8 protein-coding genes are annotated in these 7,327 nt (G+C 42.9%); 4 read left to right on the top strand and 4 right to left on the bottom strand.

Features of this window, described 5'->3' with window-relative positions:
- The first annotated feature begins 118 nt into the window (after nt 1–118).
- The 3 genes from OCU36_RS06470 to OCU36_RS06460 all read left to right on the top strand — a co-directional run bounded on the left by OCU36_RS06470 (nt 119) and on the right by OCU36_RS06460 (nt 2,527).
- A complete protein-coding gene (locus tag OCU36_RS06470; protein ID WP_446697406.1) occupies nt 119–1,426 on the top strand; it encodes a TolC family outer membrane protein in 1,308 nt (435 codons plus the stop codon).
- Nucleotides 1,426–2,043 (top strand): OmpA family protein, encoded by a 618-nt coding sequence (locus OCU36_RS06465; protein WP_261839568.1) that lies wholly within the window; start codon nt 1,426–1,428, stop codon nt 2,041–2,043. The genes OCU36_RS06470 and OCU36_RS06465 overlap by 1 nt, the downstream gene beginning before the upstream one ends.
- A gap of 133 nt (nt 2,044–2,176) precedes the next feature.
- Nucleotides 2,177–2,527 carry a DUF2750 domain-containing protein gene (locus OCU36_RS06460; protein ID WP_261839567.1) on the top strand — a complete coding sequence of 117 codons (351 nt, stop codon included), beginning with the start codon at nt 2,177–2,179 and terminating at the stop codon, nt 2,525–2,527.
- 172 nt (nt 2,528–2,699) lie between these two features.
- Here the strand turns inward: OCU36_RS06460 and queC are convergent, their stop codons facing one another.
- Together queC and queE are read right to left on the bottom strand one after the other, a co-directional pair.
- Nucleotides 2,700–3,395: a 7-cyano-7-deazaguanine synthase QueC gene (queC, locus tag OCU36_RS06455; RefSeq protein ID WP_261839566.1), complete on the bottom strand. Its 696-nt coding sequence runs from the start codon at nt 3,393–3,395 to the stop codon at nt 2,700–2,702.
- A gap of 58 nt (nt 3,396–3,453) precedes the next feature.
- Entirely contained in the window at nt 3,454–4,122 is a 669-nt protein-coding gene (gene queE / locus OCU36_RS06450) for a 7-carboxy-7-deazaguanine synthase QueE (RefSeq protein WP_315972665.1), read from the bottom strand.
- Between the two features lie 184 nt (nt 4,123–4,306).
- Between queE and OCU36_RS06445 the strand changes: the two genes are divergently transcribed.
- Nucleotides 4,307–5,116, top strand: a complete 810-nt coding sequence (locus OCU36_RS06445) for a Cof-type HAD-IIB family hydrolase (RefSeq protein ID WP_261839564.1) — start codon at nt 4,307–4,309, stop codon at nt 5,114–5,116.
- A gap of 103 nt (nt 5,117–5,219) precedes the next feature.
- Here the strand turns inward: OCU36_RS06445 and OCU36_RS06440 are convergent, their stop codons facing one another.
- Both OCU36_RS06440 and OCU36_RS06435 read right to left on the bottom strand, forming a co-directional pair.
- Nucleotides 5,220–6,632, bottom strand: coding sequence for a bifunctional NUDIX hydrolase/phosphatase PAP2 family protein (locus OCU36_RS06440; RefSeq protein WP_261839563.1), 1,413 nt, complete (start codon nt 6,630–6,632; stop codon nt 5,220–5,222).
- 85 nt (nt 6,633–6,717) lie between these two features.
- Complete coding sequence (locus OCU36_RS06435; protein WP_261839562.1) at nt 6,718–7,197, bottom strand: GNAT family N-acetyltransferase; 480 nt, start codon at nt 7,195–7,197, stop codon at nt 6,718–6,720.
- Nucleotides 7,198–7,327 lie beyond the last annotated feature (130 nt).

The raw sequence follows: 7,327 nt of genomic DNA, 5'->3' as shown, positions 1-7,327 counted from the left end.
AAGCAACCAACCATGTACGCCATCTTTGTTTTACGTGATTTTTTTGGTGTTTCATTTGTATTTTATATAGTATTCAGAAAAATTAACATTTAGATGCAATTCATTTTGGAGAGGGAAATTGAATAGGATTCAAACAACTATATTAGGGCTCGCGATAGCAATGACCTTTGTGGCAAAAGCGCAAACTCTGGAGCAAGCTGTCGCTTTGACACTAGAAAGTAACCCAGAAATCAAAAGTGCTTATAGTGAATACTTAAGTAAGCGTTATATCAACGATGCTTCAGGCGGAGCTTACCGGCCAAGTATCGATCTAGATGCTGGAATTGGCTATGAACACACCGATCTAGTGACAAATCAGAACTCGACAAACCTAACGCGTAAAGAGGCAACCGTGACGTTGACTCAACTCATTTGGGATGGTGCAAACACATCAAACGACATTGATCGTACAGCAGCAGACACTGAATCGGTTCGTTACCAATTACTCTCAGACGCCCAAGATATAGCGCTTGAAGTGACAAAAATATACCTAGATGCAGTCAAAGCTTATGAAGTTCTGTCTCTTTCTGAAAATAACTTAGCCAAGCACAAAGAGATCTACAAAGATATTCAAAAACGTGTTGAATCGGGTATAGGCTCGACAGCAGACATGTCTCAAGTTGAAGCTCGTATCGCCAAAGCACATGGTAATTTACTTGCAGCACAAAACAATTTGTTTGATACACATACTCAATTTAAACGCATTGTTGGCCAAGCCCCTTTAGGTTTAGTATTTCCTCGCGCAGATATTGGAGCGATTCCATACACTGTAGATGGCGCTCTTGCGAAAGCTTTTAACCAACATCCCGTTATCAAAATTGCCCTAGCAGATGTCGATTCCGCTCGCTTCCAATACAAACAATCTAAAAGTACAAACTACCCGACCATTTCTTTCGAAGCCGCTCAAACTTGGCGTGACGATGCTGGTGGAAACAAAGGAAGCAGTGATGAGTTTTCTGCAATGGTCCGCTTAAGATATAACCTGTATAACGGGGGCGCGGATCAAGACCGTGCAGAAAGTGCAGCCTATCAACTCAATAAATCCAAAGATCTTCGTGAAAGCACATTTCGCAATGTAGAAGAAAGCCTACGTTTGTCATGGAGTGCTCTTGATTTGACGGTCCAACAGAAAGAGTTTCTATCCGATCACGTAGATTCTGCGTCAGACACCGTTATCTCCTACGAAAAGCAATACCGCATTGGTAAACGAACACTTCTGGATTTATTGAATACTGAAAATGAACTCTTTGAAGCGCGCAAAGGTTACTTAGACGCCAAGTATGACGAACAATATGCGAAGTATCGAGTCATGAATGCGACAGGCAACTTACTGACAGGGCTACGTGTCGATACGCCTCAAGCATGGAATGAAAAGGTGGAATATTAATGAAACTGTTAAAAACTGTATTCCCATTCTGTTTAATGGCTGCATCAACCAACATTTTAGCTGAACCAAGCAAGGATGAGTTTGAATATCGTGCACTGCCCGATATCCCACAAAGTTATGATCTTGAAGATGATGATAATGATGGTGTTATCAATGCTCGAGATCTATGTATAGGTACACCACTTAGAGCTGAGATAGATAATGATGGTTGTGGTTCGTACTTCGAATCTACTGAGCAGAAAGAACTGCATATTTTATTTGCCAACAACTCAACAGAAATAAACCCGGTATTTCTTGGGCAAATTCGCCAGATGGCGGCGTTTCTCAAGCGTTATAGGAACACCACCATTCGTTTACACGGCTACGCAAGCAAAGTCGGAAATACGGAGCATAACTTAGATCTATCCAAAGAAAGAGCATCAAATGTTAGACGAGCCCTGATAAGCAATGGCATAGAGCCATCGAGAGTGACTATTATTGGATTCGGAGACACTGCTTTCGACAATCAGGGAACCCAAATCGATCACGCATTAAACCGGAAAGTCGTCGCCTCCGTCGTTGGGTTTAAAGGCAATATCAAAGAAGAATGGCATATATTCACAAAAATTAATAAGTGAATATATTCTACACACATAACTGAAACGTTGTTTTGAGATGACGTTTCAGTTTCCTTACAATTCCTTAAATAGCATATACCTAAGCCGACTATAATGTTAACCTTGCTATGTTATCAACATAGAGAATTAATCCATGAGCAAACTTACCGCTGATATTCAAACAAATCTAGAGCTATTCGTTTCTGAAACACAAGAAACTAAATTGGTATGGGGCCTTCGTAACGAAGAAGGTTGGCTAGCATGTGACTCAAGTGAGTTCGAAAACAGCGAAGTAATGCCTTTTTGGTCTTCAAAAGAAGATGCTCAAACTCATAACGTTGAAGAGTGGGCTGATTTTGAAGTTTTAGAAATCCCACTAGACATCTTTGTCGAAGATTGGCTACTTACGCTTGCAGAAGACGGCGTTCTTGTTGGCACTAACTGGAATGCAGCATTAGAAGGCAAAGAACTCGAACCTTCTGATTTAGCGAAATTATACATTTAATTTCGACTATCAGTCGTGCGAACACGCACGACTGATATTCATCAACAAACTCGATATATCGCATCAAAAGCTCTCGATTAATATAACGAATAAATCGAAGCTATCATCGACAACAAGTCACTGTCGAGACTAAGCCCTTACCCCATAACATGGCGGTTTAAACGGTCGGACGCTATTTACTCTCAACCTGTTTACGAACCAACTCAGCCATAATGCTTTCGCGATCACCTAGGTAATCGTTAAGGCCAACTTTACGCAGTTCACATGCCGGGCAATCGCCACAGCCATCACCAACAATGCCGTTGTAACAAGTCAGTGTTTTATTGCGAACCAACTCAAGTGCAGAGTATTGATCTGCCAACGCCCATGTTTCGGCCTTGTTAAGCCACATTAGCGGTGTTTTGATATCAAGCGGCTTATCCATACCTTGTACAAGTGCTGAGTTCATCGCCTTCACAAAGTCATTACGACAATCAGGGTAACCCGAGAAATCTGTTTCACACACACCGGTAATCACGGTTTCAGCACCGATTTGGTAAGCGTAAATCCCCGCTAGAGTTAAAAACAGAATATTACGCCCTGGAACAAATGAGTTCGGCAACCCATTCTCTTGTAGCTCATGAGACACTGGAATATCGTCACGAGTCAGAGAACTGATAGCCAGTTCATTCAACAGAGTCACATCCATCACTTTGTGCGCTTTCACACCAAGCTCTTTCGACAATGACTGAGCGACTTCAATCTCAAGTCGATGGCGCTGACCATAATCAAACGTAATCGCATGAACTTCATCATACTCTTTTAATGCTTGAACAAGACACGTTGTCGAGTCTTGGCCACCACTGAATACTACCACTGCTTTTTTCATCTTAAATCCTTACGAAAACCTTCTACTAACGACTTATCTTGTCTAGTAAAAATACAACTTATGCGATGCTCAAATATTTGTGAGTTTGGATTGATAAGCGCCAATTGCGCTCAATGCAGGTATCAATACAAAGTTGAGTCGCGCGGTCTTTTTGGCTGATGGGTTGCAGTGCAACGACAGTGTCGCTAGGAACCGCTGCCCGCTCCAATAAACCGTCAAGTTGTTCGATATCTTTGCTTGTACCGACTGGATGCTTAATTTCGTTAGCACGTTGTAAGGCGCTATCTAAGATTTCTAGCTTCGCTTTCATCGCCACCTTTGGTGACACCGTAACCCAAGTACCCGATGTGGCTTGTACTTCTGATGTTCCGCTAGTCTCAATCTGACAGCGACAACCGTGTTGCTCAAATGCTTCAGTCAAAGGAACAAGATCATAAATGCACGGCTCACCGCCGGTTATCACAATGTGCTTAGCAGTGTAACCTTGCTTGATATATTCATTCACGATTCCTTGAGCATCGATTGCTGACCAAGTGGGTGAATCTTGTGTCTTAACCATAATATCGCCAAGGCTGGTTTCATCTTCGGGTAAGGCTTCCCAGGTCTGTTTGGTATCACACCAAGAACAGCCGACTGGGCAAATTTGCAGACGGACAAAAACAGCAGGAACGCCCGTAAACACGCCCTCACCCTGAATGGTTTCAAACATTTCATTAATCTTGTACAACTTTTCCTCAGCTCAATCATTTGATGAAATTAATCAACCGCAGACCTTAAAGCACTTACCTCTTTTGGTCAAACAAATGAGTACGGGTAAATGAGTTGATCAAAGGCATAGCCTGAAGTTTGAAGTTCCCTTATCCTTTCACTTATTAGATTTCGTTAGCTTTTATTTTTTAGTAAGGAACAACATGTACAAACTGATTGCTCTTGATATGGATGGCACACTACTCAACAGTGAAAAAGTGATTTCTCAAGAGAACAAAGATGCGATTGCCAAAGCTCGAGCTGCCGGTGTGAAAGTGGTTCTCGCGTCTGGCCGCCCTTTAGAAGGTATGCAAAGTAAACTCGATGAGCTTTCAATTAACGGTGACGATGACTTTGTCCTCTTCTACAACGGCTCAATGGTTCAGAACGTATCGACAAAAGAGATCATTCACAGTGAGATCAGCAACGGTAAAGCCGCAAAAGAGATTGCTGCCCTCGCTGAACAGCTTGGGGGTTATGTTCATGCTTTCAGCAAGGTTCACGGCTTAATCACACCTGAGAACAATGAGTACACTGGTATTGAAGCGCGTATTAATGGCTTAGATATCACCGAGTTCGACTTTTCTCAGCTCGAAGATGACCACGAAATCATCAAGACCATGATTGTCGCCGAACCAAGTAAGCTGACTGAAATCATCGGCAAGTTGCCACAAGCGCTTAAGACTCAGTTTACTATCGTGCAAAGTGCACCATTCTTCTTAGAGTTCCTAAACCCGAAATCAAATAAGGGTGTCGGTATTGAGGCGATAGCTAAGCATTTGGGTATTAAAGCAGAAGAAGTCATCTGCATGGGTGACGCTGAAAACGATCACCATATGCTTGAATATGCAGGCCTTGGCATTGCCATGGACAACGCAATGGAAGAGACCAAGAAACTGGCGGATCACATCACAGCGAGCAACGACGACCATGGTGTCGCAGTCGCGATTGAGAAGTTTATCTTCAACTCATAAACGCTCAACAGGCTCTAGTGTGAATTGTTGCTTGTTGCTTGTTGCATAAATGACAAAGGCTGTGCACTGCACAGCCTTTTTGATTTTATGTTAGTCGAGCCGATTACTCTCTTTTCCATGGCAGACGAAATGCCACCACACCAAACAGAATCAAGATTGGGAAGCGTAACGTTTCAATAATAAACGAAGCAATACCACTGAAAGAGACAAAACTTCCTGCCCAGCTAATCAGCAGATTTCCCGCTAGCAACATCGCCATCACTCCAACCACGATCTTAAATGAGAACTGGCCGACCAAAGGCTTCGAATCTGTTAACGTCACTAAACATGCAATCGTCATCAAAATAGCCACCCAGAAAGAGAAGGTTGGCAGTGGCCATATCATCGTGAGAACGATCGACAGTAAGCACAATGCCCACCAAACACCTTTAGAGCTCAATAAGGCACTAATATCAACATCAGGTTTAGCATCTAATCTGACAATATGCCACGTCGTTAATGCGCCTAATATACCGCCCATTAAGACATCACTAAAGAACGCACTACCTGAATAAGACTTAAATAGCATGATCCACAGTAGACCTGCGAGCACTATCAATATCGATTTCTGCTCTAACAAACACTTTAACTTCCAAAACACTAACAAGCTTAAACTAACCCACAAGGCAGCCAGCAAGCTTGGGAAGCTATATCCACTGCTCATCACCAGTTTCAATGTTGGCAAGTAAGCGTGTGGACGTGGAAAACCAAAGCCTTGGTGCGCGATTAAAGTCAGCAATGTTACCGAGATCAAAGTAAAGCCAAACTTCAACGCGAAGTGACGACCAAAGTACCAGGCTATGAGTGGTAATATCACAATGAAAACCCATGGTTTCGCTATCAGGTCAGTCAACAACACAGTATTCGCAAACACGCTTGGCATCTTTTCGAATGCATTTTGAAGCGATACAATCCAACCTAATTCAACCTGATGAACTTTGGGTGCCGCGCCCACCAACTCAGTCACATACGTCACGGGTTGATCTGTCGCAGATAAAAACAGCTCGTTAATCTCAGACCACTGATCGGGATAGCGGTATTGGTGAGCTTGCAACTCACTCGGTGGAAGTAACATCGCTCGGCTGACTTCGACGCCGTAATGAGGGGCAAACCAAATAGGCAGCTCAAAGCCACCTAACTCATTTCGAGCTTTGTAACTGATCACTTCAGAATCCGAGATACAGTCATACACAACGGCACTATCGGTATACCCCAATACATCACCAACAGTGACGGACAAACCCGCTTCTTCCCAGGTTTCACGTTGCGCGGCGACCGCTGGCGGCTCACCAGAAACAACCGTACCTCCCGGTAAAGACAATTGGCCTGTGATCAACTCATCAACCAACACAATTTGGTTATCAGCGCGCACCACACACAAAGCGCCAGCGATATGATCGGGCAAAGTGTTGTTTGCCCAAACGGAAGTCGTACTCAAAAGAGACAGTATGAAAACGAATAGATATCGAATAACCAACGAATTTGCCTAATAAATAATAGAAGAAATTTAAAACTGCTAAAGCATCCTACCTAGTGTAATCAAAACCACACAAAATCGCTGTCTATGTTTTGTGCAAAGCCTTTCTCATCCATTGAATGTGAGGGGTGAACCCCATTTTTTGATAGAAGTCCTTGGCAGGTGAATTAAAGTCCCAAACTTCTACAAAAATTTGTTCAACCCCATAATCATCAAAAGTCGCTTCAACTTTGCTAAATAACTTTTCAGCTATCGATTCTTTTCGATAATCAGGTAACACAAACAGTTCATCGACACTCCCCATAGGCACAGGTTTACTCACCGTTGAGATGAGTTCACAAAAATGTCCTGAGATAAAGCCAACAACGAGCTCGCCTTTTAATGCCACATAAACTAAGCATTCAGGATCGTCCAAGTATCGTGCAATGCTTTTTTCCTGCTCAATCTCTTCTGCCGTTTTAAAGTGCTCTGGGCTCGCAAGATGGTGGTGATGGTGGAGATCGAACATTAACTCGTTAAGTTGTTCCAAATCCGAGTGCTTTGCAGCCCTTAATGTAACCTTCATGACAAGTATACTTCTCAAACTCAATTAATATCTCAGTGCGTCTAGTTTACTGGTCGCTCGTATCGATACAAGCTATTGAATGAATCCGATGTTTTAATCTCGTTTTTTCGATGAAAACCACCACAGCTGC

It is taken from the genome of Vibrio artabrorum (genome assembly GCF_024347295.1).
GTDB classification, from domain to species: Bacteria; Pseudomonadota; Gammaproteobacteria; order Enterobacterales; family Vibrionaceae; genus Vibrio; species Vibrio artabrorum.
The sequence above is the reverse complement of the archived record's forward strand: the minus strand, read 5'-3'. Positions and strand labels throughout refer to the sequence as shown.

Excerpts from the sequence above, each read along its gene's own strand:
- OCU36_RS06465 (WP_261839568.1), top strand. The coding sequence starts at position 1,426 with ATGAAACTGTTAAAAACTGTATTCCCATTCTGTTTAATGGCTGCATCA.
- OCU36_RS06460 (WP_261839567.1), top strand. The coding sequence starts at position 2,177 with ATGAGCAAACTTACCGCTGATATTCAAACAAATCTAGAGCTATTCGTT.
- queC (WP_261839566.1), bottom strand. The coding sequence starts at position 3,395 with ATGAAAAAAGCAGTGGTAGTATTCAGTGGTGGCCAAGACTCGACAACG.
- OCU36_RS06445 (WP_261839564.1), top strand. The coding sequence starts at position 4,307 with ATGTACAAACTGATTGCTCTTGATATGGATGGCACACTACTCAACAGT.
- OCU36_RS06435 (WP_261839562.1), bottom strand. The coding sequence starts at position 7,197 with ATGAAGGTTACATTAAGGGCTGCAAAGCACTCGGATTTGGAACAACTT.